Genomic DNA, 26,357 nt, shown 5'->3' on the forward strand with positions numbered 1-26,357 from the left:
AAATTGAAGATAATCTATCAAATATTTAAGACCTTTATGTTAAAATCATCTTAATAACAATTCGAAGCGAGGGCGGAAAAATGATATATGAAACGGCACCAGCCAAAATAAATTTTACGCTCGATACCCTTTTTAAAAGAGACGATGGTTACCATGAAATTGAAATGATTATGACTACAATCGATTTAAACGATCGATTATCTTTTCAAAAGCGTAAAGATAAAAAGATTGTTGTAGATATCGAACATAATTATGTTCCTAACGATCATAAAAATCTTGCCTATAGAGCGGCTAAATTGATGGTGGAGACCTATAATATTAAAGAAGGGGTTACGATTACCATTGATAAAGATATACCAGTTTCGGCTGGATTAGCAGGCGGTTCTGCAGATGCAGCAGCTACAATGAGAGGGATGAATCGTTTATTTAGATTAGGTAAGTCTTTAGATGATTTATCAGCACTAGGTATTCAAATTGGTACAGATATCCCTTTTTGTATTTATAATAAGACTGCTGTGTGCACTGGGCGAGGTGAGAAGGTGACTTTTCTAGATAAACCACCTTCTGCATGGGTAGTTTTGGCTAAACCGGATTTAGGAATATCCTCACCGGATGTCTTTAAAGCATTAAATTTAAATGAACAGCATGTCGTGTATAATGATTTGTGTAAACAAGCATTAAAAACGAATGATTATCAACTGTTATGTAAAAGCTTATCTAATCGATTAGAACCTATTTCAATATCTATGCATCCGGAAATAAAGAAACTTAAAGATAATATGTTGCAATGTGGCGCAGATGGTGCATTAATGAGTGGGAGTGGACCAACTGTTTATGCTTTAGCGCAAAAGGAACGACAAGCTAAGAATATTTTTAATGCAGTCAACGGATGTTGTAATGAAGTATATTTAGTAAGATTATTAGGATAGAAAGGTTTGACACAATGAGATATAAAAGAAGCGAACGTATCGTGTTTATGACACAATACCTTATGAATCATCCGAATAAATTAATACCTCTCACTTTTTTCGTAAAAAAATTCAAACAAGCGAAATCTTCTATTAGTGAAGATGTACAAATTATAAAGAATACTTTTCAGAAGGAAGAATTGGGAACGGTTATTACTACTGCCGGCGCAAGTGGTGGCGTAACGTACAAACCGAAGATGAGTAAAGCGGAAGCGACGGATGTCGTGAATGAAGTCATTACGCATTTACAAGAAAAGGAACGCTTATTGCCTGGCGGTTACTTATTCTTATCTGATTTAGTTGGGAATCCTACTTTACTTAATAAAGTAGGTAAATTGATTGCAAGTATTTATATGGATGAACAACTCGATGCCGTTGTAACGATTGCCACGAAAGGTATATCGCTTGCTAATGCAGTAGCAAACGTATTAAATTTACCTGTAGTGGTTATTAGAAAGGACAATAAAGTAACTGAAGGTTCTACTGTATCCATCAATTACGTTTCTGGATCTTCTAGAAAGATAGAGACTATGGTGTTATCAAAACGTACTTTAGCTGAAAATTCCAATGTCCTCGTAGTAGATGATTTTATGAGAGCTGGAGGCTCTATTAACGGAGTTATGAATTTAATGAACGAGTTTAAAGCTCACGTAAAAGGGGTATCAGTACTTGTAGAATCGAAAGAAGTAAAACAAAGATTGATTGAAGATTATACTTCCTTAGTAAGATTATCAGATGTTGATGAGTACAATCAGGAATTTAAAGTAGAACCAGGCAATAGTTTGTCTAAATTTTCTTAAAAAGGAGCATTACACATCATGAAAACGATTAACACTAACAAAGCACCAGAAGCATTAGGACCTTATTCACATGCTACAGTCATTAATGACTTAGTTTTTACATCAGGTCAAATTCCATTAACACTTGATGGAACAATTGTAAGTGACGATGTACAAGAACAAACTAAGCAAGTTTTAGAAAACTTAACTGTGGTATTAAAAGAAGCAGGTTCTGATATAGATTCTGTTGTAAAAGCAACAATCTTTATTTCTGATATGAATAATTTCCAAAAAATAAATGAAATCTATGGAAACTATTTCGGCGAAACGCAACCAGCACGTAGCTGCGTTGAAGTCGCACGTTTACCAAAAGACGTGAAGGTTGAAATTGAATTGATAGGTAAAGTTAAGGATTTATAATTTTCTTTTAAAAATATTGTCAAGCTTCTAATAATATAAAGATATACTAGGGGGGCTCACTACATGAAAGTGACAGATGTAAGACTTAGAAAAATACAAACAGATGGCAGAATGAAAGCACTTGTTTCCATTACACTTGATGAGGCATTCGTAATTCATGACTTACGTGTAATCGAAGGAAACTCAGGTCTATTCGTCGCAATGCCAAGCAAACGTACACCAGATGGTGAATTCCGCGACATCGCGCACCCTATCAACTCTGATATGAGACAAGAAATTCAAGATGCCGTGATGAAAGTATATGATGAAACAGACGAAGTCATTCCAGATAAAAATGCGACTTCAGATTCAGATAATGAAGAAACAGATGAAGCTTAAATAAAAATATAAAATTAAAGTATGAAAAATGGTCAACGTTTCGAGAGAGGGGCGTTGACCTTTTTTTGTCCATGGTACGTGTAATTGTTCATTGATACTTACAAAAGTAAAAATGTTTATAAAAAATTAACGATTAGTTAACAAAAACTTTTAAAAGTTGAAAGTCTATTAGTTGTTAAATTATAATAATTATGAAGTGTAAATTTTTATGGAGGGTTAGCATTCATGCAAAGACATGCGATTATTTTGGCAGCAGGTAAAGGCACAAGAATGAAATCAAAAAAATATAAAGTGCTACATGAAGTTGCTGGCAAATCAATGATTGAACATGTTCTCAACAGTGTTAAACAATCTGGAGTTAATCATATTGTAACTATCGTTGGGCACGGCGCAGAAAGTGTCAAAGAAACTTTAGGCGAACAATCATTATACAGTTTTCAAGAAGAGCAACTTGGAACAGCACATGCTGTAAAGACGGCACAAGAACACTTGGCGGATAAAGAAGGAACAACTTTAGTTGTATGTGGAGATACGCCATTAATTACATCTAAAACACTACAATCTCTTATCGATCATCATGAAGGTACAAATTCACAAGTCACTGTTCTTTCAGCTTCAACTAGCCAACCACATGGCTACGGTCGAATTGTTAGAGATTCAAACCATTTGCTACAACGTATCGTTGAGGAAAAAGATGCGAGTGACACTGAACGTGAGATTAACGAAATTAGCTCAGGCATTTTTGCCTTCGATAACCAAGTATTATTCGATAAATTAGCACAAGTGAAAAACGACAATGCACAAGGAGAATATTATTTACCTGACGTCTTATCACTCATCTTAGAGGATGGCGGTAAAGCTGAAATTTATCATACAGATGATTTTGATGAAATTATGGGCGTCAATGATCGAGTGATGTTGAGTGAAGCTGAAAAAGCATTCCAAAAACGTATTAATGATTTCCATATGAGAAATGGCGTAACGATTCTTGATCCAAACTCAACATATATTGGTCCAGACGTGGAAATTGGAATGGATACAACAATCGAACCAGGTGTGCGTATTGGAGGCCATACAACAATCGGTGAAGATGTACTGATTGGTCAGTACTCTGAAATTAATAATAGTACGATTCATTCGAATGCTAACATCAAACAATCTATCATCAACGACTCAATTGTAGGCGAGAAAACAAAAGTAGGACCATTTGCCCAATTGCGACCAGGCTCAAATCTTGGTGCAGATGTAAAAGTTGGAAACTTTGTTGAAGTGAAGAAAGCAAGTCTTAAAGATGGCGCGAAAGTATCACATCTAAGCTATATTGGCGATGCTGAAATTGGAGAACGTACGAATATTGGTTGTGGTTCAATCACTGTCAATTACGATGGCGTAAATAAATTTAAAACTATCGTAGGAAAGGACGCATTTATAGGATGTAACACAAATCTAATTGCACCTGTGACAGTAGGTGATCATACACTTATTGCAGCAGGTTCTACGATTACGGATGACATTCCTGAAGACAGTTTAGCGTTAGCGCGTGCGCGACAAGTTAATAAAGAAGGTTATTTGAAGAAGTAAATAGCGAAAACGTAAAGCGTGTAATCAAATGATTAAAGTGGAAATGAGTTTATCATCGAAATTATTTTGATTCGTCTGATAACATAGTAATAAAGTTCTATTTTCTATATAATAAAACTGTGTAAGTAAATAATTGGAGGACTATAAATGTTAAATAATGAATATAAGAATTCATCATTGAAGATCTTTTCGCTTAAAGGAAATGAACCCTTAGCACAAGAAGTAGCGGATCATGTAGGAATTGAACTAGGGAAATGTTCAGTAAAACGTTTTAGTGATGGAGAAATTCAAATCAATATTGAAGAAAGTATTCGTGGTTGTGATGTATTTATTATTCAACCGACTTCATACCCTGTAAACCTTCATTTAATGGAGTTACTTATTATGATTGACGCATGTAAACGTGCATCAGCTGCAAATATTAACATCGTAGTACCTTACTATGGTTATGCGCGTCAAGACAGAAAGGCACGTAGCCGTGAACCAATCACAGCTAAGTTAGTAGCGAACCTTATCGAGACTGCGGGCGCTAATCGTATGATTGCGTTAGATTTACATGCACCTCAAATTCAAGGATTCTTCGATATTCCAATCGATCACTTAATGGGTGTACCAATTCTTGCTCAACACTTTGAAAATGACCCAGATATCAATCCAGAAGAGTGTGTAGTTGTTTCACCAGACCATGGTGGTGTAACGCGTGCACGTAAATTAGCAGACATTTTAAAAACTCCAATTGCAATTATTGATAAACGTCGTCCTAAACCAAATGTGGCAGAAGTCATGAATATTGTTGGTGAGATTGAAGGACGTACAGCCATTATCATTGATGACATTATTGATACTGCTGGAACAATTACATTAGCTGCACAAGCACTTAAAGATAAAGGTGCTAAAGAAGTTTATGCTTGTTGTACGCACCCTGTATTATCAGGTCCAGCAAAAGAACGTATTGAAAACTCTGCAATTAAAGAATTAATTGTTACGAACTCAATTCAATTAGAAGAAAGTAGAAAACCTACAAACACTAAAGAACTTTCAGTTGCCGGTTTAATTGGAAAAGCAATTATCCGTGTGTATGAAAGAGAATCAGTAAGTGTATTATTTGACTAAAGGTTACAAATGCGTTTGACGTATTCACTATCAACGTGTATAATACATTCGTTCGTGAATTTACGGACAAATAAACACTTGCAAGCAACGATAACGTTGATGGGCAAGTGAGGAGCAGATAAGACAATCTGATGATTGCTCGAACTGCAAAATTTGAAAGGTGGAAATTTGAATGGCTTCATTAAAGTCAATCATCCGTCAAGGTAAACAAACTCGTTCTGACCTTAAACAATTAAGAAACTCAGGTAAAGTACCTGCAGTAGTATACGGTTACGGTACTAAAAATACTTCAGTTAAAGTTGATGAAGTTGAATTTATCAAAGTCATCCGTGAAGTAGGACGTAACGGTGTTATCGATTTAGGCGTTGGTTCTAAAACAATTAAAGTAATGGTTTCAGATTACCAATTTGACCCATTAAAGAACCAAATCACTCACATTGACTTCTTAGCAATCAACATGAGCGAAGAACGTACTGTAGAAGTACCAGTTCACTTAGTTGGTGAAGCTGTAGGCGCTAAAGAAGGCGGCGTAGTTGAACAACCATTATTCGACTTAGAAGTAACAGCTACTCCAGAAAATATCCCTGAATCAATCGAAGTGGATATCAGTGAGTTACAAATCAACGATAGCTTCTCTGTTGCTGACGTTAAAATTTCTGGTGACTTCACTATCGAAAATGACCCAGAAGACTCTATCGTAACAGTAGTTCCTCCAACAGACGAACCTTCTGAAGAAGAAGTAGAAGCTATGGAAGGCGAATCAGCAACTGAAGAACCAGAAGTTGTTGGTGAAGACAAAGAATCTGAAGAAGACAACAAAGAAGAATAATTCGGACTTGTTTTCTAACAATCATCACACGATGACTTTAGATTAATAATTACAAACAAGCACTGTGCTTATACTAATAAGCATGGTGCTTTTTGTGTTATTATAAGGAATGATTAATTATTTGAAATTGGATGAAGGATAGGACGTATTGGCATGACACTTTCGTGTTAGGAGCCGTTCCTTCATTTTCAAAAATAAAACTCACGTAGATGAATATAGATTAAGAATAACGATGGAGGTAGCAAGATGAAGTGTATTGTCGGCCTAGGCAACATAGGTAAACGTTTCGAACTTACAAGGCATAATATTGGCTTTGAAGTGATCGACTATCTATTAGAACGTAATCAATTTACGTTAGATAAACAAAAGTTTAAAGGCGCGTATACGATTGAACGTTTAAACGGTGACAAAGTATTATTCATTGAACCGATGACAATGATGAACCTGTCAGGCGAAGCAGTTGCGCCATTAATGGACTATTATAACGTAGATACAGAAGATTTAATCGTATTATATGATGATTTAGATTTAGAACAGGGACAAGTTCGTTTGCGTCAGAAGGGGAGCGCAGGAGGACATAATGGGATGAAATCAATCATCAAGATGCTTGGTACTGATCAATTTAAACGTATTCGGATTGGCGTTGGACGACCAACGAACGGTATGTCAGTTCCTGACTATGTACTACAACGCTTTTCAAAAGAAGAAATGGTTACGATGGAAAAGGTGATTGAGCACTCTGCTAGAGCTGTCGAAGCTTTCATTGAGTCATCACGATTTGATCATGTCATGAATGAATATAATGGTGAAGTCAATTGAAATCAATGATTACAGATTATATAAGTGAAGATAAACGTTTTCAGGAATTAGATGACGTTTTTGGTCAAGATAACATATTAGTTACGGGATTATCCCCTTCTGCTAAAGCGACAATTATCGCTGAAAAGTATCTTAAAGATCATAAGCAATTGTTACTCGTAACGAATAATTTATACCAAGCGGACAAAATTGAAGCAGACCTTTTACAATACGTTGATGGTTCTGAAGTGTATAAGTACCCAGTACAAGATATTATGACTGAAGAATTCTCAACACAGAGTCCTCAATTAATGAGTGAACGTGTGAGAACATTGACGGCGCTAGCCCAAGGCGTGAAAGGGTTATTTATTGTGCCATTAAATGGTTTCAAAAAATGGTTAACCCCTGTAGAAATGTGGCAGAGTCATCAAATGACGCTTAAAGTAGGAGAAGACATAGATGTCGATGCATTTCTAAACAAATTAGTGAATATGGGCTATCGCAGAGAAAGTGTGGTTTCTCATATTGGGGAATTCTCACTACGTGGCGGTATCATCGATATTTATCCACTTATAGGTACGCCTGTAAGAATAGAATTATTTGATACAGAAGTCGATTCAATTAGAGACTTCGATGTTGAAACGCAGCGCTCTAATGAAAATATTGAAGAAGTCGAAATCACTACTGCGAGTGACTATATCATTACAGATGAGGTTATTCAGCATTTACAGACACATCTAAAAGAAGCGTACGAACATACACGTCCTAAAATTGAAAAATCTGTGCGTAATGATTTAAAAGAAACGTATGAAAGTTTCAAATTATTTGAATCTACATTCTTTGATCATCAATTATTACGACGTTTAGTTGCGTTTATGTATGAACAACCATCTACAATTATTGATTATTTCCGAGATGATGCGATTATCGCAGTAGATGAATTTAACCGTGTGAAAGAAACGGAAGAGACATTAACAACAGAAGTGGATGACTTTATTGGCAACTTAATTGAGAGTGGAAATGGGTTTATCGGACAAAGTTTCATGAAATATGATGGTTTCGAAACATTACTTGAAAAGCGTCCCGTGGCCTATTTCACATTATTCACATCCTCCATGCAAGTGCCGCTAGAACATATTATTAAATTCTCATGTAAACCTGTTCAGCAATTCTATGGTCAATACGACATCATGCGTTCAGAATTTCAAAGATTTATTCATAATGACTATACAATTATGGTACTTGTGGAGACGGAAACGAAAGTTGAACGTATTCAATCCATGTTAAATGAAATGCACATTCCGACGGTCTCTCATATCCATGAAAAGGTTGATAGCGGACAAGCCATCGTTACAGAAGGTAGTTTGTCTGAAGGCTTTGAATTACCTTACATGCAATTAGTGGTGATTACGGAGAGAGAACTTTTCAAGACAAAACAAAAGAAACAACGTAAGCGTACCAAAACGCTATCGAACGCTGAAAAGATCAAATCTTATCAAGACTTAAACGTAGGAGACTATATCGTTCACGTACATCACGGGGTTGGACGTTATTTAGGTGTTGAAACGCTTGAAGTAGGCGATACACATCGTGATTATATTAAATTGCAGTATAAAGGTACTGACCAATTATTCGTGCCTGTAGATCAAATGGACCAGGTTCAAAAATATGTTGCTTCTGAAGATAAATCCCCAAGATTAAACAAATTGGGCGGCACAGAATGGAAGAAGACGAAAGCCAAAGTTCAACAAAGTGTTGAAGATATTGCAGATGAATTGATAGACCTTTATAAAGAACGTGAAATGTCGGTGGGTTACAAATATGGGGAGGACACTGCAGAACAATCAGCATTTGAACATGACTTCCCATATGAGTTAACACCTGACCAAGACAAATCAATTGAAGAAATCAAGAGCGATATGGAACGTGAACGACCTATGGATCGTTTATTATGTGGTGATGTTGGTTATGGTAAGACGGAAGTTGCTGTGCGTGCAGCATTTAAAGCAGTGATGGAAGGGAAACAAGTGGTCTTTCTTGTTCCTACTACCATTCTGGCTCAACAGCATTATGAGACGCTGATTGAACGTATGCAAGACTTCCCTGTTGAAATTCAGCTTGTGAGTCGTTTCCGTACTACGAAGGAAATTAAAGAGACGAAAGAAGGCTTGAAATCTGGATACGTGGATATCGTGGTCGGTACTCATAAATTGCTCGGCAAAGATATCCAGTATAAAGATTTAGGTCTACTCATTGTCGATGAAGAACAACGATTCGGTGTACGACACAAAGAACGCATTAAAACGCTCAAAAAGAACGTGGATGTGCTCACTTTAACGGCGACACCTATACCAAGAACCTTGCACATGAGTATGTTAGGCGTTCGTGATTTATCTGTTATCGAAACGCCACCGGAGAACCGCTTCCCTGTCCAAACTTATGTGTTAGAACAAAACACTAACTTTATTAAAGAAGCATTAGAACGTGAATTGTCTCGTGATGGGCAAGTGTTCTATTTGTATAACAAAGTTCAATCTATTTATGAAAAGCGCGAACAACTGCAAATGCTAATGCCAGATGCTAATATTGCGGTTGCGCATGGTCAAATGACTGAACGTGATTTAGAAGAGACAATGCTTAGTTTCATCAACCATGAATATGATATCTTGGTTACAACAACGATTATTGAAACAGGTGTGGATGTTCCTAATGCCAATACACTGATTATCGAAGAAGCTGACCGTTTTGGTCTTAGTCAACTGTATCAACTTAGAGGACGTGTAGGACGTTCAAGTCGAATCGGGTATGCTTACTTCCTCCATCCAGCTAACAAGGTCTTAAATGAAACAGCTGAAGAACGTCTACAAGCGATTAAAGAATTTACTGAACTTGGTTCTGGCTTTAAAATCGCAATGCGAGATCTCAATATTCGTGGCGCTGGAAACTTACTAGGTAAACAACAGCATGGCTTTATCGATTCAGTTGGTTTCGACTTGTACTCACAAATGCTTGAAGAAGCGGTTAATGAAAAGCGTGGCATTAAAGAAGAAACACTAGATGCGCCAGAAGTAGAAGTGGAACTGAATCTCGACGCTTATTTGCCAGCTGAATATATACAAAATGAACAAGCTAAAATTGAAATTTATAAAAAATTGCGTAAAGTTGAGACCGAAGATCAATTATTCGATGTTAAAGATGAACTTATCGACCGTTTCAATGATTATCCAGTTGAGGTGGAACGTCTTTTAGATATTGTTGAAATTAAAGTACATGCCCTCCATGCGGGTATTACATTGATTAAAGATAAAGGCAAGACAATTGAGGTATCGCTTTCTACAAAAGCTACTGAAAATATTAACGGCGAAGAACTATTCAAACAGTCGCAACCACTAGGTAGAGCCATGAAAGTAGGCGTTCAAGATAACGCAATGCGCGTGACGCTTACTAAATCTAAACAGTGGCTAGATAGCTTGAAATTCTTAGTTAAATGTATCGAAGAAAGTATGGCGATTGAAGATGAAGCGTAAATCACAGCCTAAAACAGCGTTTAATGGTGTCATCATACTGACGTTAGCGCTCATTATTGTTAAAGTTTTGAGTGCCATTTATCGTGTGCCATATCAGAATGTACTTGGAGATCAAGGATTATATGCATATCAACAGGTCTATCCCATCGTGGCATTAGGTATGATTCTGTCCATGAATGCGATACCGAGTGCCGTCACTCAAGTTTTAGGTGTCAATAGCTCTATTTCGACTTATTCGAAAGTGATGTTACGTTTGCAATATGTTGGATTTGCCATATTTGTCGTCATCTTTATTTGTGCACATCCTATTGCGGTTTGGATGGGTGATGACAGATTAACGCCAATGTTAAGAATGGCGAGTTTTAGCTTTATATTCATTGGTATCTTAGGCGTGTTGCGTGGATTTTACCAGACGAAACAAGAGATGAATATTCCAGCTATTTCCCAGGTAATAGAACAATTCATTCGGGTTGGCTTAATTATTATTGCGATTGTCTTATTTTCTCTTCATGGCTGGTCAGTTTACCAAGCAGGGATATTAGCAATCCTGGCTTCATCTATTGGGTTTTTAGGTTCCATGCTTTATTTAGTGCTGACGCGTCCATTTTCCTTAAAATTAAAGCACAGCACAGTGCATGTAAATTGGCGACAATTATTCGTATCTATATTAATCTATGCATTGAGCCAACTTATCGTCATCTTGTGGCAAGTTGTCGATAGTTTCACAGTCATACACACGTTACAAGTGAGTGGGCTCTCGTTTAAAGAAGCCATCCAGCATAAAGGTATATATGATAGAGGTGCATCCTTTATCCAAATGGGCTTAATCGTCACAACAACATTTAGTTTCGTGCTCATACCTTTACTCACTGAAGCTATTCAACATCGTAATGATATTCATAAGAATCGCTATGCGAATGCATCAGTTAAGATTACCGTGTTGATGAGTTCGGCCGCAGGAATAGGCTTAATCAATCTGCTACCGCTGATGAATCGTGTCTTTTTCAAGAACAATGCACTCACTGCAACACTAAGCGTCTATATGGTTACAGTAATGTGTGTATCACTCATTATGATGAATATTGCGTTGTTACAAGTGTTAAATCATATACGACCTATATTGATTGGCATTACACTTGGATTGATGTCTAAAGCTATTTTAAATGTTATATGCATCAGTCAATTTGGTATTTTGGGTGCCAGTTTAAGTACCGTGCTATCGCTATTTATATTTGTGGGTGTGTTACAAATAGAAGTATTGAAGTATTATCGTTTTAGTCAGATGCGCTCGTTTATTATTAAATTAGTAGGTGGCATGGTTGTTATGAGTGTAGCTGTGCAAGCGGTAATGTTCTTGATTCCGAGTCACGGACGAATGATGGGATTGATTGAATTATTCATCGGTGCTTTCGTAGGAATTGGCATTCTGATTATATATATCATGATGTTTGATGTATTAAGCTATAAAGAGTTGAAATATTTACCTTTTGGAGATAAACTTTATCATTTTAAGAAAGGAAGACGTTCATGAGTCACACTATTACAATTGTTGGTTTAGGTAATTACAGTATTGATGATTTACCGCTAGGCATTTATCGCTTTTTAAAAAATAAACCCAAAATCTATGCGAGAACTTTAGATCACCCCGTGGTCGAAGAACTGAAGAAAGAACTTCACTTCGAAAGTTTTGATGATATTTATGAGGATAATGCAACTTTCGAAGAAGTGTACGAAACGATTGTGAATGAATTGATACAACGTGCACAATTCGAAGATATTGTTTATGCGGTTCCGGGTCATCCTCGCGTGGCTGAGACGACGACGGCAAAGTTGCTCGAATATAGTCAATCGCATGATGATATTAATGTAGAAACTTTGGGTGGTAAAAGCTTTATCGATGATATCTTTGAAGCGGTAAATGTGGACCCTAACGATGGCTTTACGTTGTTAGATGGCACAGCTTTAGAAGAGTCAATGCTGAATATACGCACACATACGATGATTACACAAGTGTATAGTGCAATGGTGGCGGCTGATCTGAAGTTAACGTTGATGGAACGCTACCCTGACGATTGGGAAGTGAAGATTGTGACAGGTGTGCATAGTGGTGGTTCTCAAGTAATTACATGCCCACTTTATGAAATTGATCATCATGAAAATGAATTCAACAATCTTACAAGTTTATACATTCCTAAAGTGAACGATGATAAAGCATTTTATCAAGACTTTGACTTTGCGGTACAAATAATTGATTTACTTGTAGATGACGAGAAAGGTTGTCCTTGGGATAAAATTCAAACGCATGAAACACTTAAACGGTATTTGTTAGAAGAAACGTTTGAATTATTCGAAGCGATTGACAATGAAGATGATTGGCATATGATAGAAGAGTTAGGTGACATCTTACTACAAGTCTTACTCCACACAAGTATTGGCAAAAAAGAAGGTTATATGGATATCAAAGAAGTCATTGAAAGCCTTAATGCCAAGATGATACGTCGTCATCCTCATATATTTGGAGAAGCACAAGCTGATTCTGTGGAAGACTTAAAAGAGATTTGGTCTGCAGCGAAAGATAAAGAAGGTAAAAAGCCTCGTGTGAAATTCGAGAAAGTATTTGCAGAGCATTTCTTGAAGTTGTATGATGAAACCAAAAATAAACACTTTGACGAAGACGCCCTCAGAAATTTTTTACAACAAGGGGAGAATCAATCATGAGATTAGATAAATATTTAAAGGTTTCACGACTTGTTAAACGACGTACGTTAGCTAAAGAAATTAGCGATCAAGGTCGTGTAACTGTAAACGGAAATGTAGCGAAAGCAGGAACCGATGTTAAAGAAAATGATGAACTCGTCATTCGCTTTGGCCAGAAGTTAGTTACTGTTAAAGTTACGGGTTTAAATGAACATGCTACAAAAGAAAACGCCAAAGGCATGTATGAATTAATTAAAGAAGAACGCATTAATGAAGCGTGAAATGTACAAGGAGGTGACAAGCAATGAGTAATAAAGTAGAGAATATAGGCAATCAGTATACCTCACAAGAAAATAAGAAAAAGCAGCGTCAAAAAATGAAAATGCGTGTCGTACGTAAACGTATTGCTGTATTTGGTGGCATACTTTTAGCAGCTATACTGATTTTAATCGTGTTGCTTGTCATTCAAAAGCATAGTAACGATCAAGATGCGGTTGAAAGAAAACATAAAGAAGCCCAATTCCAAAAACAACAAGATGAGGAAATTGCTCTAAAAGAGAAATTAAATAACTTAAATGATAAGGATTATATCGAAAAAGTAGCTCGAGATGACTATTATTTAAGTAATAAGGGCGAAGTTATATTTAGATTACCAGGTGACAATAAATCCTCTAAATCTAAATCATCCGATGATGACGATAACTAGGATGATAAAATAATCTGATTATAGCATTGTTAAATTACGCGAACAGGAATATAATAAGAATAAAATCGAATCTAACCAGGAGGATTTATTTAGAAAATGTCAATCGAAGTAGGAAACAAGCTTAAAGGTAAAGTTACAGGTATCAAAAAATTTGGTGCATTTGTAGAATTACCTGAAGGAAAAAGTGGTTTAGTACATATCAGTGAGGTTGCTGACAATTACGTTGAAAATGTTGAAGACCACTTATCAGTTGGTGACGAAGTTGAAGTAAAGGTATTATCAATCGCTGATGACGGTAAAATTAGTCTATCGATTAAAAAAGCTAAAGATCGTCCTCGTAAACCTCACCATAATAATAAATCTAATCATGGAAAGCCAGTTCAAAAAACTGAAGACTTTGAGAAGAAATTAAGTAACTTCCTAAAGGATAGTGAAGATAAATTAACTTCAATCAAACGTCAAACAGAGTCACGTCGTGGCGGTAAAGGTTCAAGACGTTAATATAAAATAGATTTAGACATACATCGAGCCATATTTAATTGAATGAATAATGGTGGATAAGAACAAAATGTGGTGGCCATCAAAGAGAGATGTTGGTCGGTGATTGAACACATGTATCACTCTTACGGGGTGGGACGACGAATTCAAATATAACTCTTTTGAATTCTCGCCCACTCCTATTTTATTTTCGAAGTGAGGTGAGATAATGGAGCTTAACACAGAAGGATGGTCTAAAGATGCACACTTATTGGTTGCTGTTTCAACAGGGGTTGATAGCATGTCTTTATTACATAGTTTGTTGCATGATTATCATAATACATATCGCAAACTAACTTGTGTTCATGTGAATCACGGTTTGCGTCATCAATCCGTTGAAGAAGAACAGTTTCTAAAAGATTATTGCAGAGCGCATCATATTGAATTATATGTGAAACATCTCGATTTATCTCAAATAGTAGAAAAGGGTAATAGTATTCAGCATGAAGCAAGGCAACGCCGGTATGATTGGTTTGGTGAAATCATTCAAAAAATCGATGCTGATACCTTGTTAACAGCACACCATCTTGATGATCAGCTTGAAACGATTTTTTATCGTTTACTAAGTGGTCGCTCTACTCGTAGTGCTTTAGGTATGTCACTCATATCAAATTATAAACATTATCGTGTTTGTCGTCCTTTATTAGAAGTATCAAAAGAGGACATTTTAGCTTACCAACATTCGAACACTATTCCTTACTTTGAAGATGATTCCAATAAAGACACGAAATATGTGCGGAATGATATTAGACAGCGAATCCTTCCGACAATCAATCGCAATCCATTTCTCGATACACATCATTTGTTGAAGTTAAAGGACTGGCATGACAATGAATTACAGTTATTAAATGAATATGCGCAACATTTTATCTCTCACTTCGTATTTGAAAATAAAGACGAGATGGGCTATTCATTTTCAAGAGAAGCCTTTAATACACTCAATTCAAATGTTAAAACAATAGTAATGGATCAACTATTTGAAAATTTGAAACTTCACTTTGCAATACCTCAAAAAACATACGATGAATGGTTTCAACAATTTCAAAATAACAAATCTCAATTTAATATAGATGTTACAGAAAAATGGATAATTCAAATTGCATATGATACATTAATAATAATGGCTAAATCAGTAGACAGAGAAAATAGCATAACAAGTATTACGATAGAACAGCCAGGTACATATCGATTCAATGGCTATAAAATTGATATTAATCAACACTTACCTGAGACGTCATACCCTCTAAAAATTCGAGTGAGACGTCATGGTGATGTGTTTAAACTTAACGGTAAAAAAGGGCATAAAAAAGTAAGTCGTTTGTTCATAGATCAAAAAATTATCGCTGATGAACGAGAGCGTATACCTGTAGTGGTTAATAATTCTAATGAAATCATAGCTATAGGGTGCTTATATGTCCATGAGCGTTTTAAAGACTTAATAATGATTACGAATAATGGAGATGAATAATAATGCATAACGATTTAAAGGATGTTTTATTAACAGAGGAAGACATTCAAAATATTTGTAAAGAATTAGGTGAAAAGATTACAGCAGACTATCAAAATCGTCCGCTTGTATGTGTAGGTATTCTTAAAGGATCAGTCATGTTCATGGCAGATTTAATCAAACGTATCGATACACATTTATCCATCGATTTTATGGATGTTTCAAGTTATCACGGAGGTACAGAATCAACGGGTGAAGTTCAAATTATAAAGGATTTAGGTTCATCAATTGAAAATAAAGATGTACTGATCATTGAAGATATTTTAGAAACAGGAACAACATTAAAATCTATAACTGAGTTATTACAATCACGTAAAGTTAAGTCTTTAGAAATTGTAACACTACTTGATAAACCAAATCGTCGTAAAGCGGATATAGAAGCGAAATACGTTGGTAAAAAAATCCCAGATGAATTTGTTGTTGGTTACGGCTTAGATTATGGGGAATTATATAGAAACTTACCGTATATTGGTACGTTAAAACCTGAAGTTTATTCTAAATAAATGTATGGGTGGAACCTAAATGAATACAAGCACTATTGATTTGCGTATTGCGTACATTATAACTATGCGTGTCGCTAGATATAGTGTAGACTCGATTTATACGCTATAGGTCCTTTTTGAAATGAGTCGTATTTGTCTTTACATGATAAATGAATAAGATAGCAAAATTTAAAGAAATATATAGTTGGAATTGACTAAAATTGAAGAATCAATACGAAAGTTGAAATACTAGCCTGTCTAAGAAGTATTGTGTTACAATTTTTGTTAGTTTTATTATTGGAAGTAGGAGGAAATGACGCATGCAGAAAGCTTTTCGCAATGTGCTAGTTATCGCAATTATAGGCGTTATTATATTTGGGGTATTTTCGTTCTTAAATGGTAATGGAAATATGCCTAAACAACTTACATACACTCAATTTGTTAATAAGTTGGATAAAGGCGATTTAAAATCTTTAGAAATCCAACCTGAACAAAATGTATATATGGTAAGTGGTAAAACTAAAAGTGGTGACGATTACTCATCAACAGTTTTATATAACAATGAAAAAGACTTACAAAAAATTACAGACACAGCTAAGAAACAAGATGGTCTGAAATTTACAGTTAAAGAAGAAGAAAAACAAAGTGTCTTTGTTAGTATTCTAACAACACTGATTCCAGTATTAATCATTGCATTATTATTTATTTTCTTCCTTAGCCAAGCCCAAGGTGGTGGCGGCGGAGGTCGTATGATGAACTTTGGTAAATCTAAAGCTAAAATGTACGACAGTAATAAACGTCGCGTTCGTTTCTCTGATGTTGCAGGTGCTGATGAAGAGAAACAAGAATTAATCGAAATTGTAGATTTCTTAAAAGATAATAAGAAATTTAAACAAATGGGATCTAGAATTCCTAAAGGTGTCTTACTTGTTGGACCTCCAGGTACAGGTAAAACATTATTAGCACGTGCGGTTGCAGGGGAAGCTGGCGCACCATTCTTCTCTATCAGTGGTTCTGACTTCGTAGAGATGTTTGTTGGTGTTGGTGCAAGCCGTGTTCGTGATTTATTCGAAAATGCTAAGAAAAACGCACCATGTATCATTTTCATTGATGAAATTGATGCAGTAGGTCGTCAACGTGGCGCTGGTGTAGGCGGCGGTCATGATGAACGTGAACAAACGCTTAACCAATTGTTAGTTGAAATGGACGGCTTCGGGGAAAATGAAGGCATCATCATGATTGCTGCGACAAACCGTCCTGATATCTTGGACCCAGCCTTATTACGTCCTGGTCGTTTCGATAGACAAATTCAAGTTGGACGTCCGGATGTTAAAGGTCGTGAAGCAATTCTTCACGTACACGCTAGAAACAAACCACTTGATGAAACAGTTGACTTGAAGGCAATTTCTCAAAGAACACCTGGTTTCTCTGGTGCTGATTTAGAAAACTTACTTAACGAAGCATCATTAATTGCTGCTCGTGAAGGTAAAAATAAAATTGACATGCGTGACATTGAGGAAGCAACAGACCGTGTAATTGCAGGTCCAGCTAAGAAATCTCGTGTTATTTCTGAGAAAGAACGTAATATTGTTGCACATCACGAAGCAGGGCATACTATTATTGGTATGGTGCTTGATGAAGCAGAAGTCGTGCACAAAGTAACAATCGTCCCTCGTGGACAAGCCGGTGGTTACGCGATGATGTTACCGAAACAAGATCGCTTCTTAATGACTGAGCCAGAATTACTAGATAAAATTTGTGGTTTACTTGGTGGACGTGTTTCTGAAGATATCAACTTTGGCGAAGTATCAACAGGTGCTTCAAATGACTTTGAACGTGCAACACAAATTGCCAGATCAATGGTTACTGAATATGGTATGAGTAAGAAACTCGGACCGTTACAATTCTCTAGTAGTAGCGGTGGCCAAGTATTCCTTGGAAAAGATATGCAAGGCGAGCCTAATTACTCTGGTCAAATTGCTTATGAAATTGATAAAGAAGTTCAACGTATCGTTAAAGAACAATATGAACGTTGTAAACAAATCTTATTAGAACATGAAGAACAACTTAAACTGATTGCTAAGACATTGCTTACTGAAGAAACATTAGTTGCAGAACAAATCCGTTCATTATTTAACGAAGGTAAATTACCTGAAGTTGATTATGACGCTGCAAAAGTAGTTAAAGATGAAGATACAGATTATAGTGATGGTAAATATGGCAAATCTTACGACGATATTCGTAAAGAACAATTAGAAGAAGGCCATAAGGAAGAAGAACAAGATCGTAAAGAAGATCGTGAAATCGATAAAGAAATACGTCAACAAGAAGATCATGATCGTTCAGGAAGCGAATCAGACCATGATTCTGATTCAGAAGCGACTGGACATGAACAATCACCAAATATCGATAAACCATATAATCCAAGCAATCCTGATAACAGACATTAGTTAAGTTGAATTAAGTCTCTTTCTACTCATTCAATCATTGAAGTAGGAAGAGGCTTTTTTTAGTGTGAGATGACATTCAGTGTGGAATGATAGAAACGTAAGGTATTTCGAAGGTATGCTTGTTTAAAATTAATCATATTGAGGTAGGCTTATTTAATTTATTTCGGGCTACTCGAATGTTTATTTTCAAAATGAGCAACACATTTCATATTACTAAACAACAGATGTATAATAGTCAATCAGTAATGAATTTAAAAATAAAACTTATGAAATAGATTAAAAATTAAAAGGAGAATGACAAATGACACATGATTATATCGTAAGAGGATTGGCATATGATGGCGAAATCAGAGCCTATGCAGCAATCACTACAGAATCTGTGCAAGAAGCACAAACTAGACACTATACGTGGCCTACAGCATCAGCTGCAATGGGACGTACGATGACTGCAACAGTTATGATGGGTGCAATGTTAAAAGGCGATCAAAAGTTAACTGTTACAGTAGACGGCAAAGGACCAATAGGACGAATTATCGCAGATGCAGACGCAACAGGAAACGTACGTGCATATGTCGACCATCCACAAACACACTTCCCACTTAATGCGCAAGGTAAGTTGGATGTGAGTCGTGCAGTAGGTACTGATGGCTCAATTCAAGTGGTTAAAGATGTAGGAATGAAAGACTATTTCTCAGGAGCAAGTCCGATAGTATCCGGTGAACTTGGAGATGACTTTACTTATTATTATGCTACAAGTGAACAAACACCATCTTCAGTTGGATTAGGTGTTCTAGTTAACCCTGATAACTCAATTAAAGCTGCAGGAGGTTTTATTATCCAAGTTATGCCTGGGGCTAAAGATGAAACAGTGACGCGTTTAGAGAATGCAATTAATCAAATGCAACCAGTTTCTAAGTTAATTGAACAAGGATTAACACCTGAAGGTATTCTTAATGAAGTTCTAGGAGAAGATAATGTTCAAATCTTAGATACGATGCCTGCACAATTTGAATGTAATTGCAGTCATGAAAAATTCTTAAACGCGATCAAAGGCTTAGGTGAAGCAGAAGTACAAAGTATGATTGATGAAGATCATGGTGCTGAAGCAGTTTGTCATTTCTGTGGTAATAAATATCAATATAGTGAAGGCGAATTAGAAGATTTATTAGCGACAATGAAGTAAGTATGGCGCTAAATGGGATTGAATAATAGCTGAAAAGTATGTTTAGGGGAGATAGTTGAACCCATGAAATTTAAGATTGACGTTTTCGATATCACCAATTTGACGGTATCGTAGTAGTTAATCTTCATTCATGGTTCAGTTATCTCCTTACGTTTAATTTGATTTCTGTAGGGAAAAATTCTAATGTATATGTTAAGTATAGGTTTTTTATTGAGGACAAGACAATTCTGTTTCTCTTTTTAGAAAATTCTGATAGAATAAATCTATATCCGATAGGAAAACTAAGTTTTATAATTATATAACAAAAAGGAGTGTTTTTAATGGCACAAAAACCCGTAGATAACGTTACACAAATTATTGGTAACACACCTGTAGTTAAATTAAGAAACGTAGTTGATGAAGACGCAGCAGATATTTATGTCAAATTAGAATATCAAAATCCAGGTGGCTCAGTTAAAGACCGTATCGCATTAGCAATGATTGAAAAAGCCGAACGCGAAGGTAAAATTAAACCTGGCGACACAATTGTAGAACCAACAAGTGGTAACACAGGTATCGGTTTAGCATTTGTATGTGCAGCAAAAGGTTATAAAGCTGTCTTCACAATGCCTGAAACAATGAGTCAAGAGCGTCGTAACTTATTAAAAGCTTATGGTGCAGAACTTGTATTAACTCCAGGGTCCGAAGCAATGAAAGGTGCTATTAAAAAAGCGAAAGAACTTAAAGAAGAACACGGCTATTTCGAACCTCAACAATTCGAAAACCCTGCTAACCCTGAAATCCATGAACTTACAACTGGTCCAGAATTAGTAGAACAATTTGAAGGTAAAGAAATTGATGCTTTCTTAGCAGGTGTAGGTACTGGTGGTACACTTTCAGGTGTTGGTAAAGTTTTAAGAAAAGAATATCCTAACGTTCAAATCGTGGCGATTGAACCAGAAGCTTCTCCTGTATTAAGCGGTGGCGAACCTGGTCCACATAAATTACAAGGTTTAGGTGCAGGATTCGTACCTGATACACTCAACACTGAAATTTATGATAGTATTATTAAAGTTGGTAATGAGACTGCAATGGATATGGCTCGTCGAGTAGCTAAAGAAGAAGGTATCTTAGCTGGTATTTCTTCAGGTGCTGCAATCTATGCTGCTATTCAAAAAGCAAAAGAATTAGGTAAGGGTAAAACAGTTGTAACAGTATTACCAAGTAATGGTGAACGTTACCTATCTACTCCTTTATATTCATTTGATGACTAATATTAAATAATTAAAGTGATATATAGACGAAGATGTTGGCTAAGTTGTTATGATATCGATGTATTTTGAGCATTGATATTGTAAAGACTGATTGGCCCTGCATCTTCGTCTTTTTTGTTATTGTGAAAACATATCATGTTCTTTAATTTTATATTTTTAATTATGAATGAAAAATATACTCAAAAGCGTAGGCTATGAATGATATGATTGATAGTAAGTCGTGTAGTATTTGTATTTTAATTTTCAAAATTAAGAAAAATACATATACATCTACAAATAAAGTTATAAATTAGAAAAAAGGTGAAGCAAATGGCGAAAACAAAAATTATGGGCATATTGAACGTCACGCCTGATTCATTCTCGGATGGAGGTCAATATAATTCGGTTGATAAAGCGATTGAACGCGTCAAAGAGATGATGGATGAGGGCGTGGATATTGTCGATGTAGGCGGCGTTTCAACACGACCAGGCCATGAAGAAGTAACATTAGAGGAAGAAATGGAGAGAGTGATACCAGTTGTTGAAGCAATCTCACAATATGACGTACAAATCTCTGTAGATACATTTCGTAGTGAAGTCGCTGAAGCATGTCTTAAATTAGGTGCTTCGATCATTAATGATCAATGGGCTGGATTATATGATTCTAAAATGTTTAAAGTTGTAGCTCACTATGAAGCGGAAATCGTCCTAATGCATAATGGAGACGGACATAGAGATGACCCAGTTGTAGACGAAATGCTCATGTCGCTCATGGCTCAAGCTAACAAAGCAGAAATGGCTGGTATTCCTCAAGGAAAGATATGGTTGGATCCAGGTGTTGGATTTGCGAAAACGCGCGAAGAAGAAAATGAAGTAATGGCACGTTTGGATGAGCTTGTAGCGACTGAGTATCCTATATTACTAGCGACGAGTCGAAAAAGATTCATTAAAGAAATGATTGGTACGGATACCACGCCTTTAGAAAGAGATGAAGCAACAGCAGCAACGACTGCCTATGGTATAATGAAAGGTGTTAAAGCTGTTCGAGTTCATAACGTTCAATTGAATGCCCGTTTAGCTCAGAGTATGGATTTCTTAAAGGAGAATGAATATGAACGACATAATCTTTCTTAATGGTATGCGTTTTTACGGGTATCATGGAGTATTGCCAGCTGAAAATGAAATCGGTCAAGTATTCATTGTAGATGTTACTTTGAAAGTCGATTTGAAAGATGCAGGCCAATCAGATGATGTAGAAGATACAGTGAATTATGGAGAAGTGTTTGAAGATGTGAAGACTATCGTTGAAGGTGAGCCTTCTAAGTTAATTGAACATCTGGCTGAACGTATTGCAAAACGTATAAATTCACACTATAATCGTGTAATGGAAACGAAAGTTAGAATTACTAAAGAAAACCCACCCATCCCAGGCCATTATGACGGCGTTGGAATTGAAATAGTGAGGGAGAATTGCTAAATGGTTAAAGCTTTTTTAGGTTTAGGGAGTAACATTGGAGAACGTGAAGCTCAACTCGATGAAGCGATAAAGATTCTGAATAACTTTGAAGGTATTAAAGTGACTCAAGTCTCCGATATTTATGAAACTGAACCGGTGGGATATACTGAGCAACCTAACTTTTTAAATTTATGTGTTGAAATAGAAACGACATTGGCACCTCGCGAACTCTTGTCATGTTGCTTAGAGACCGAGCAACAATTACATCGTGTGAGAGTCGTACGTTGGGGGCCAAGAACTCTAGATGTAGACATATTATTATATGGCAATCAAATTATTGAAGAAGAAAATTTAACGGTACCACATCCGAGAATGAATGAACGTTCGTTTGTACTTATACCTTTGAATGATATTGCCTCAAATCAAATCGAACCTCGTTCCAATCAAACTATTGGAAATTTAGTAACGGCAGACGATACAGTTAAGAAGTATAAGAAATGAGAGATAAAGTAGAAATTGCTTTATTACATTTGCGCCGTCTTGTAGAATTAAAAGGTGAGAAGATTGGCGTTATGGAAATGAGAAATCATGCTTCATGGTATCTTAAGGGTGTCAAAGGTAACGGTCAAACAACTGAAGCTCTAAACGAAGCTGAAATCGAACCTGAAATAAGAGATGTTTTACAAAATTCCCAACAAGAACGCATGGAACAATCTATAGAAATACAAGAAGCTTAAAGGAGAGAAAGTTATGTCAGAAGAAATGAATGACCAAATGCAGGTCCGTCGTCAAAAACTACAAGAATTAATTGATTTAGGAATTGATCCGTTCGGACATCGTTTCGATCGTAGTGCGACTTCTAGTGAACTGAAAGCGCAATGGGATCAATACTCAAAAGAAGAATTACATGAAAAAGAAGACGAAAGTCACGTTGCAATTGCAGGTCGTTTAATGACAAAACGTGGTAAAGGTAAAGCTGGATTTGCTCATATTCAAGATCTATCAGGACAAATTCAAATATATGTAAGAAAAGATCAAGTTGGAGAAGAACAATTTGATATTTGGAAAATCGCTGACTTAGGTGACATCGTAGGTATTGAAGGTGTCATGTTTAAGACGAATACTGGAGAAATATCAGTTAAAGCTAAGTCGTTTACATTATTATCTAAATCATTACGTCCTTTACCAGATAAGTTCCATGGCTTACAAGATATTGAGCAAAGATATCGTCAACGTTACTTAGATTTAATTACAAATGAAGACAGTACACGTACATTCATTAATCGTAGTAAAATCATTCAAGAAATGCGTAATTATTTAAATAAACAAGGTTTCTTAGAAGTTGAAACACCTATGATGCATCAAATCGCTGGTGGTGCTGCAGCACGCCCATTCGTTACACACCATAATGCATTAGATGCTACGTTATATATGCGTATTGCCATTGAATTACACTTGAAACGTTTAATTGTTGGTGGTTTAGAAAAAGTTTATGAAATCGGACGCGTATTCCGTAACGAAGGCGTTTCTACTCGTCATAATCCGGAATTTACAATGATTGAATTATACGAAGCGTATGCTGATTATCATGATATTATGGATTTAACTGAAAGTATGGTCAGACACATTGCTCAAGAAGTTTTCGGTTCAGCTAAAGTTCAATATAATGGTGAAGAAATCGATTTAGAATCTTCTTGGAGAAGACTTCACATTGTAGATGCAGTTAAAGAAGCAACTGGAGTGAACTTCTATGATGTTCAATCAGACGAAGAAGCGGTTGCACTTGCTAAGGAACACGGTATTGAAATTACTGAAAACATGAAATATGGTCATATTTTAAATGAATTTTTCGAACAAAATGTTGAAGAAACATTAATTCAACCAACATTCATTTATGGTCATCCAATTGAGATCTCTCCTTTAGCTAAAAAGAACCCAGAAGATCCAAGATTTACTGATCGTTTTGAATTGTTTATTGTAGGTAGAGAACACGCGAATGCCTTTACTGAACTTAATGACCCAATCGATCAACGTGAACGTTTCGAAGCACAACTTGTTGAGAAAGAGCAGGGTAATGATGAAGCGCATGAAATGGATGAAGATTACATTGAAGCGCTAGAATATGGTATGCCTCCAACAGGCGGTTTAGGTATCGGTATTGATCGTCTAGTCATGCTACTTACAGATTCACCATCAATCAGAGACGTATTATTATTCCCATATATGAGACAGAAATAATAAGTCTAACATTATGTTATATACAGCACTGGTCGCATTTATGTGATCAGTGTTTTTTTATTATGAAAGTCGACCTAATTAATAGAGGTGGTTAAGGAAATAGATGAAGTGAAAATACATATTCAAGTCATATGTTGTAGGTAATTGTTACTAGGTCGAAAGAGTTGTTTCGTTTCGATTGGTTAGTTATTGACTTATCTTTGTTGAAAAGACTGGTTATTTTCACAATAAAATATACAAATGCAGTATAAAATTGAAAATATTGATATAGATTTAGCTGATATCATGTGATAGAATATTACGAGTGAAAAGAAGCAAGTTATATAAAGAACTTTTCGACATTATTTTTTAAAAATGTTTATAAAAGTGTTGACTTGTTTGTCTGAATGAAGTAACATATAAAAGTCGTCAAAAACGAGCGCACTTGTTACGAAAATGTAAACGGAATTTTAACGGAGTGTAAAATTGACCGTTGCAAAGACTTTAAAAAGTGTGTATTATTAATAAAGTAAGTTAATTTTGTCTGGTGACAATGGCAAGGAGGTCACACCTGTTCCCATGCCGAACACAGAAGTTAAGCTCCTTAGCGCCGATGGTAGTCGGACTTACGTTCCGCTAGAGTAGGACGTTGCCAGGCAATATTATAAATCGGAGAATTAGCTCAGCTGGGAGAGCATCTGCCTTACAAGCAGAGGGTCGGCGGTTCGAACCCGTCATTCTCCACCATGATAGCCGGCCTAGCTCAATTGGTAGAGCAACTGACTTGTAATCAGTAGGTTGGGGGTTCAAGTCCTCTGGCCGGCACCATCTTTTGAGCCATTAGCTCAGTTGGTAGAGCATCTGACTTTTAATCAGAGGGTCAGAGGTTCGAATCCTCTATGGCTCATTACGATTTTATTAATATGCGGAAGTAGTTCAGTGGTAGAACACCACCTTGCCAAGGTGGGGGTCGCGGGTTCGAATCCCGTCTTCCGCTCCATTATTTTGCCGGGGTGGCGGAACTGGCAGACGCACAGGACTTAAAATCCTGCGGTGAGAGATCACCGTACCGGTTCGATTCCGGTCCTCGGCACCATCTTAATAAAGCGCCCGTAGCTCAACTGGATAGAGCGTTTGACTACGGATCAAGAGGTTATGGGTTCGACTCCTATCGGGCGCGCTATTTTATTATTGATTATTTAACTACATACGGGAAGTAGCTCAGCTTGGTAGAGCACTTGGTTTGGGACCAAGGGGTCGCAGGTTCGAATCCTGTCTTCCCGACTTCTTTCTAAATACTTTGGGGGCTTAGCTCAGCTGGGAGAGCGCCTGCTTTGCACGCAGGAGGTCAGCGGTTCGATCCCGCTAGTCTCCACCATTTATATTTTACTCTTAATATGTAGATGAACATTGAAAACTGAATGACAATATGTCAACGTTAATTCCAAACAAACAGTAACGAAAGTTACAAACTATTTAGTATTTATGAGCTAATCA

The 26,357-nt window shown here is 36.4% G+C and carries 24 protein-coding genes, 8 tRNA genes and 1 rRNA gene; all 33 read left to right on the forward strand.

Annotated features, from left to right (window positions below):
- The first annotated feature begins 80 nt into the window (after positions 1–80).
- The gene (gene ispE, locus CD155_RS11975; RefSeq protein WP_070830399.1) at positions 81–929 is read left to right on the forward strand and encodes a 4-(cytidine 5'-diphospho)-2-C-methyl-D-erythritol kinase; all 849 of its coding nucleotides are present in this window, start codon (positions 81–83) and stop codon (positions 927–929) included.
- A 14-nt stretch (positions 930–943) separates the two neighbouring features.
- Positions 944–1,768 (forward strand): pur operon repressor, encoded by an 825-nt coding sequence (purR, locus tag CD155_RS11980; protein ID WP_002445704.1) that lies wholly within the window; start codon positions 944–946, stop codon positions 1,766–1,768.
- Positions 1,769–1,786: 18 nt separating this feature from the next.
- On the forward strand, positions 1,787–2,167 hold the full coding sequence (locus CD155_RS11985) for a RidA family protein (RefSeq protein WP_002445703.1): 381 nt from the start codon (positions 1,787–1,789) through the stop codon (positions 2,165–2,167).
- Between the two features lie 63 nt (positions 2,168–2,230).
- Positions 2,231–2,545 carry a septation regulator SpoVG gene (spoVG, locus tag CD155_RS11990; RefSeq protein ID WP_002445702.1) on the forward strand — a complete coding sequence of 105 codons (315 nt, stop codon included), beginning with the start codon at positions 2,231–2,233 and terminating at the stop codon, positions 2,543–2,545.
- 225 nt (positions 2,546–2,770) lie between these two features.
- Positions 2,771–4,126, forward strand: a complete 1,356-nt coding sequence (glmU, locus tag CD155_RS11995; RefSeq protein WP_103213428.1) for a bifunctional UDP-N-acetylglucosamine diphosphorylase/glucosamine-1-phosphate N-acetyltransferase GlmU — start codon at positions 2,771–2,773, stop codon at positions 4,124–4,126.
- Positions 4,127–4,273: 147 nt separating this feature from the next.
- The gene (locus CD155_RS12000) at positions 4,274–5,239 is read left to right on the forward strand and encodes a ribose-phosphate diphosphokinase (RefSeq protein WP_002445700.1); all 966 of its coding nucleotides are present in this window, start codon (positions 4,274–4,276) and stop codon (positions 5,237–5,239) included.
- 172 nt (positions 5,240–5,411) lie between these two features.
- On the forward strand, positions 5,412–6,068 hold the full coding sequence (locus CD155_RS12005) for a 50S ribosomal protein L25/general stress protein Ctc (protein ID WP_002445699.1): 657 nt from the start codon (positions 5,412–5,414) through the stop codon (positions 6,066–6,068).
- Positions 6,069–6,314: 246 nt separating this feature from the next.
- Complete coding sequence (gene pth / locus CD155_RS12010) at positions 6,315–6,887, forward strand: aminoacyl-tRNA hydrolase (protein ID WP_002445698.1); 573 nt, start codon at positions 6,315–6,317, stop codon at positions 6,885–6,887.
- 5 nt (positions 6,888–6,892) lie between these two features.
- A complete protein-coding gene (gene mfd / locus CD155_RS12015) occupies positions 6,893–10,393 on the forward strand; it encodes a transcription-repair coupling factor (RefSeq protein ID WP_172605877.1) in 3,501 nt (1,166 codons plus the stop codon).
- A complete protein-coding gene (locus CD155_RS12020) occupies positions 10,383–11,924 on the forward strand; it encodes a polysaccharide biosynthesis protein (protein WP_103213430.1) in 1,542 nt (513 codons plus the stop codon). Before mfd ends, CD155_RS12020 begins: the two co-directional genes overlap by 11 nt.
- Positions 11,921–13,111: a MazG nucleotide pyrophosphohydrolase domain-containing protein gene (locus CD155_RS12025; RefSeq protein ID WP_103213431.1), complete on the forward strand. Its 1,191-nt coding sequence runs from the start codon at positions 11,921–11,923 to the stop codon at positions 13,109–13,111. The genes CD155_RS12020 and CD155_RS12025 overlap by 4 nt, the downstream gene beginning before the upstream one ends.
- Positions 13,108–13,371: an RNA-binding S4 domain-containing protein gene (locus CD155_RS12030; protein ID WP_002445693.1), complete on the forward strand. Its 264-nt coding sequence runs from the start codon at positions 13,108–13,110 to the stop codon at positions 13,369–13,371. Before CD155_RS12025 ends, CD155_RS12030 begins: the two co-directional genes overlap by 4 nt.
- A 23-nt stretch (positions 13,372–13,394) precedes the next feature.
- On the forward strand, positions 13,395–13,796 hold the full coding sequence (gene divIC, locus CD155_RS12035; RefSeq protein ID WP_002445692.1) for a cell division protein DivIC: 402 nt from the start codon (positions 13,395–13,397) through the stop codon (positions 13,794–13,796).
- A gap of 96 nt (positions 13,797–13,892) precedes the next feature.
- Entirely contained in the window at positions 13,893–14,297 is a 405-nt protein-coding gene (locus tag CD155_RS12040; RefSeq protein WP_002445691.1) for a S1 domain-containing RNA-binding protein, read from the forward strand.
- A gap of 205 nt (positions 14,298–14,502) precedes the next feature.
- Complete coding sequence (tilS, locus tag CD155_RS12045) at positions 14,503–15,801, forward strand: tRNA lysidine(34) synthetase TilS (protein WP_103213432.1); 1,299 nt, start codon at positions 14,503–14,505, stop codon at positions 15,799–15,801.
- A 2-nt stretch (positions 15,802–15,803) separates the two neighbouring features.
- On the forward strand, positions 15,804–16,343 hold the full coding sequence (gene hpt, locus CD155_RS12050; protein WP_002445689.1) for a hypoxanthine phosphoribosyltransferase: 540 nt from the start codon (positions 15,804–15,806) through the stop codon (positions 16,341–16,343).
- 299 nt (positions 16,344–16,642) lie between these two features.
- A complete protein-coding gene (ftsH, locus tag CD155_RS12055) occupies positions 16,643–18,772 on the forward strand; it encodes an ATP-dependent zinc metalloprotease FtsH (protein ID WP_103213433.1) in 2,130 nt (709 codons plus the stop codon).
- Positions 18,773–19,073: 301 nt separating this feature from the next.
- Positions 19,074–19,955 (forward strand): Hsp33 family molecular chaperone HslO, encoded by an 882-nt coding sequence (hslO, locus tag CD155_RS12060; protein WP_002445686.1) that lies wholly within the window; start codon positions 19,074–19,076, stop codon positions 19,953–19,955.
- 320 nt (positions 19,956–20,275) lie between these two features.
- Positions 20,276–21,208, forward strand: coding sequence for a cysteine synthase A (cysK, locus tag CD155_RS12065; RefSeq protein ID WP_002445685.1), 933 nt, complete (start codon positions 20,276–20,278; stop codon positions 21,206–21,208).
- 309 nt (positions 21,209–21,517) lie between these two features.
- The gene (gene folP / locus CD155_RS12070; RefSeq protein WP_103213434.1) at positions 21,518–22,321 is read left to right on the forward strand and encodes a dihydropteroate synthase; all 804 of its coding nucleotides are present in this window, start codon (positions 21,518–21,520) and stop codon (positions 22,319–22,321) included.
- Positions 22,299–22,664, forward strand: coding sequence for a dihydroneopterin aldolase (folB, locus tag CD155_RS12075; RefSeq protein WP_037541880.1), 366 nt, complete (start codon positions 22,299–22,301; stop codon positions 22,662–22,664). Before folP ends, folB begins: the two co-directional genes overlap by 23 nt.
- Positions 22,665–23,144, forward strand: a complete 480-nt coding sequence (gene folK, locus CD155_RS12080; protein ID WP_002445681.1) for a 2-amino-4-hydroxy-6-hydroxymethyldihydropteridine diphosphokinase — start codon at positions 22,665–22,667, stop codon at positions 23,142–23,144.
- Positions 23,141–23,380 (forward strand): tRNA-dihydrouridine synthase, encoded by a 240-nt coding sequence (locus tag CD155_RS12085; RefSeq protein ID WP_002445680.1) that lies wholly within the window; start codon positions 23,141–23,143, stop codon positions 23,378–23,380. The genes folK and CD155_RS12085 overlap by 4 nt, the downstream gene beginning before the upstream one ends.
- Before the next feature lie 13 nt (positions 23,381–23,393).
- On the forward strand, positions 23,394–24,881 hold the full coding sequence (gene lysS / locus CD155_RS12090; RefSeq protein ID WP_103213435.1) for a lysine--tRNA ligase: 1,488 nt from the start codon (positions 23,394–23,396) through the stop codon (positions 24,879–24,881).
- Between the two features lie 522 nt (positions 24,882–25,403).
- A 5S ribosomal RNA gene (gene rrf, locus CD155_RS12095) occupies positions 25,404–25,518 on the forward strand.
- A gap of 13 nt (positions 25,519–25,531) precedes the next feature.
- Positions 25,532–25,607, forward strand: a tRNA-Val gene (locus CD155_RS12100).
- Between the two features lie 5 nt (positions 25,608–25,612).
- Positions 25,613–25,688: transfer RNA gene (locus CD155_RS12105), tRNA-Thr, on the forward strand.
- Positions 25,689–25,694: 6 nt separating this feature from the next.
- Positions 25,695–25,767, forward strand: a tRNA-Lys gene (locus tag CD155_RS12110).
- 18 nt (positions 25,768–25,785) lie between these two features.
- Positions 25,786–25,860: transfer RNA gene (locus CD155_RS12115), tRNA-Gly, on the forward strand.
- A gap of 7 nt (positions 25,861–25,867) precedes the next feature.
- Positions 25,868–25,956 (forward strand) — tRNA-Leu (locus CD155_RS12120).
- A 10-nt stretch (positions 25,957–25,966) separates the two neighbouring features.
- Positions 25,967–26,040, forward strand: a tRNA-Arg gene (locus tag CD155_RS12125).
- Between the two features lie 30 nt (positions 26,041–26,070).
- A tRNA-Pro gene (locus CD155_RS12130) sits at positions 26,071–26,144 on the forward strand.
- Positions 26,145–26,162: 18 nt separating this feature from the next.
- A tRNA-Ala gene (locus tag CD155_RS12135) sits at positions 26,163–26,238 on the forward strand.
- The last annotated feature ends 119 nt before the right edge of the window (positions 26,239–26,357 follow it).

The organism is Staphylococcus caprae (assembly GCF_002902725.1).
Classification (GTDB): Bacteria; Bacillota; Bacilli; order Staphylococcales; family Staphylococcaceae; genus Staphylococcus; species Staphylococcus caprae.

What these genes read in the sequence shown, in the direction of transcription:
- ispE (WP_070830399.1), top strand. Translation starts at nt 81, where the DNA reads ATGATATATGAAACGGCACCAGCCAAAATAAATTTTACGCTCGATACC.
- purR (WP_002445704.1), top strand. Translation starts at nt 944, where the DNA reads ATGAGATATAAAAGAAGCGAACGTATCGTGTTTATGACACAATACCTT.
- CD155_RS11985 (WP_002445703.1), top strand. Translation starts at nt 1,787, where the DNA reads ATGAAAACGATTAACACTAACAAAGCACCAGAAGCATTAGGACCTTAT.
- spoVG (WP_002445702.1), top strand. Translation starts at nt 2,231, where the DNA reads ATGAAAGTGACAGATGTAAGACTTAGAAAAATACAAACAGATGGCAGA.
- glmU (WP_103213428.1), top strand. Translation starts at nt 2,771, where the DNA reads ATGCAAAGACATGCGATTATTTTGGCAGCAGGTAAAGGCACAAGAATG.
- CD155_RS12000 (WP_002445700.1), top strand. Translation starts at nt 4,274, where the DNA reads ATGTTAAATAATGAATATAAGAATTCATCATTGAAGATCTTTTCGCTT.
- CD155_RS12005 (WP_002445699.1), top strand. Translation starts at nt 5,412, where the DNA reads ATGGCTTCATTAAAGTCAATCATCCGTCAAGGTAAACAAACTCGTTCT.
- pth (WP_002445698.1), top strand. Translation starts at nt 6,315, where the DNA reads ATGAAGTGTATTGTCGGCCTAGGCAACATAGGTAAACGTTTCGAACTT.
- mfd (WP_172605877.1), top strand. Translation starts at nt 6,893, where the DNA reads ATGATTACAGATTATATAAGTGAAGATAAACGTTTTCAGGAATTAGAT.
- CD155_RS12020 (WP_103213430.1), top strand. Translation starts at nt 10,383, where the DNA reads ATGAAGCGTAAATCACAGCCTAAAACAGCGTTTAATGGTGTCATCATA.
- CD155_RS12025 (WP_103213431.1), top strand. Translation starts at nt 11,921, where the DNA reads ATGAGTCACACTATTACAATTGTTGGTTTAGGTAATTACAGTATTGAT.
- CD155_RS12030 (WP_002445693.1), top strand. Translation starts at nt 13,108, where the DNA reads ATGAGATTAGATAAATATTTAAAGGTTTCACGACTTGTTAAACGACGT.
- divIC (WP_002445692.1), top strand. Translation starts at nt 13,395, where the DNA reads ATGAGTAATAAAGTAGAGAATATAGGCAATCAGTATACCTCACAAGAA.
- CD155_RS12040 (WP_002445691.1), top strand. Translation starts at nt 13,893, where the DNA reads ATGTCAATCGAAGTAGGAAACAAGCTTAAAGGTAAAGTTACAGGTATC.
- tilS (WP_103213432.1), top strand. Translation starts at nt 14,503, where the DNA reads ATGGAGCTTAACACAGAAGGATGGTCTAAAGATGCACACTTATTGGTT.
- hpt (WP_002445689.1), top strand. Translation starts at nt 15,804, where the DNA reads ATGCATAACGATTTAAAGGATGTTTTATTAACAGAGGAAGACATTCAA.
- ftsH (WP_103213433.1), top strand. Translation starts at nt 16,643, where the DNA reads ATGCAGAAAGCTTTTCGCAATGTGCTAGTTATCGCAATTATAGGCGTT.
- hslO (WP_002445686.1), top strand. Translation starts at nt 19,074, where the DNA reads ATGACACATGATTATATCGTAAGAGGATTGGCATATGATGGCGAAATC.
- cysK (WP_002445685.1), top strand. Translation starts at nt 20,276, where the DNA reads ATGGCACAAAAACCCGTAGATAACGTTACACAAATTATTGGTAACACA.
- folP (WP_103213434.1), top strand. Translation starts at nt 21,518, where the DNA reads ATGGCGAAAACAAAAATTATGGGCATATTGAACGTCACGCCTGATTCA.
- folB (WP_037541880.1), top strand. Translation starts at nt 22,299, where the DNA reads ATGAACGACATAATCTTTCTTAATGGTATGCGTTTTTACGGGTATCAT.
- folK (WP_002445681.1), top strand. Translation starts at nt 22,665, where the DNA reads ATGGTTAAAGCTTTTTTAGGTTTAGGGAGTAACATTGGAGAACGTGAA.
- CD155_RS12085 (WP_002445680.1), top strand. Translation starts at nt 23,141, where the DNA reads ATGAGAGATAAAGTAGAAATTGCTTTATTACATTTGCGCCGTCTTGTA.
- lysS (WP_103213435.1), top strand. Translation starts at nt 23,394, where the DNA reads ATGTCAGAAGAAATGAATGACCAAATGCAGGTCCGTCGTCAAAAACTA.